Origin of the sequence: Thermobifida cellulosilytica TB100, assembly GCF_001517975.1 — a bacterium.
GTDB classification, from domain to species: Bacteria; Actinomycetota; Actinomycetes; order Streptosporangiales; family Streptosporangiaceae; genus Thermobifida; species Thermobifida cellulosilytica.
Genome location: NZ_KQ950193.1, coordinates 1 through 1,113, shown reverse-complemented (window position 1 = coordinate 1,113; position 1,113 = coordinate 1). Strand labels below are relative to the sequence as shown.

Genomic DNA, 1,113 nt, shown 5'->3' with positions numbered 1-1,113 from the left:
GTGGCCGCGGTGTAGGCGGTGTCGTCGTCGGAGCGGCGGACCTCCGCGCCCACCACGACCGGGTGGTCGGCGGTGACGACCACGGTCGCGTCCCGGCTCTCCAGCGGACCCTCCAGGCTGACCCGGGTGGAGGCGGCCGGGGCCACCTCCACCTCGGCGAGGGCCTCCGTCTCCACCTCGCCGTCGGGGGTGAGCAGGCGGACCTGCACCGTGGTGGGCTCGTCGGAGACGGCCGCGACGACGAGGCGCCGGTTGCCCTTGCCTCCGGGGACGCCGGGGACGACGTGGCTCGTGGCGGGGGCGGTGGTGGCGGGGACCCAGTCCGCGCCGTCCGCGGAGCGCTCCGCGTACAGCGCCGCCGCGACCCGGCCCGCGTTGGTGCGCACGTGGACCACGACCGCCTGGGCGTGCTCCACCAGCGGCAGCAGCGGCAGCTCCAGCTCCGTGCGGCCCTCGACCATGACCCCCCGGGTCTCCAGGGAGTAGGTGGGGCCGTCGGGGGCGTAGAGGTCCACGTTGACGGTGGCCGTGGTCTCGTCGATGTTGGCCAGGTGCAGCCGCAACTGCTTGAGCTCCGCGCCGCCGGGGGCCGCGAACCACGTGCTGGAGGAGGGTTCGGCGCAGCGCACCTCGGTGACCGTGCCGTCGCCGGTGGTGGTCTGGGAGACCTCGGCCCCGGCGGCGAACCCGCCCTCGGCGCGCACCACGGTGCCGCTGTCGGTCTCCTGCGGCTCGTGCAGCCACGCCTGCCCGGCCGCGGCGGCGGGCTGCTCCGGGGCGGCGTCGGCGAGGTTGGGGGCGACCTCCAGGACGTCCTCGGCGGTCCCCTCCCCGTCGCCGGGGGCGTGGCCGGCCACCTGGGTCCGGCGGTCCTCGCCCTGGGGCGTGGGGCAGACCCGCGTGATCGACTCCACCGGGGCCAGCACCGGCTCGGCGTCCCCGCCGGGGGCGGGCAGCGCGGCCGCGGACAGGCGGGCCGCCCCGAAAAGCGCGGCCAGCGCCACGACCACCAGGAACAGCAGTGCGAAGCGGTTTTCGACGAGCAGCTTCACCGGGACGGTCCTCCTCACTGTCGGCCGCGCCGCCGGGCGCGGCGGCCGCGTCCCGCACGGC

At 77.3% G+C, this 1,113-nt stretch carries 1 protein-coding gene; it reads right to left on the bottom strand.

What is annotated here, in order from left to right; translation table 11 throughout:
* Positions 1–1,052 (bottom strand): DUF5719 family protein (locus AC529_RS19230; protein ID WP_068758753.1); only part of this gene is annotated, 1,052 nt, incomplete at its 3' end.
* Positions 1,053–1,113: the final 61 nt, after the last annotated feature.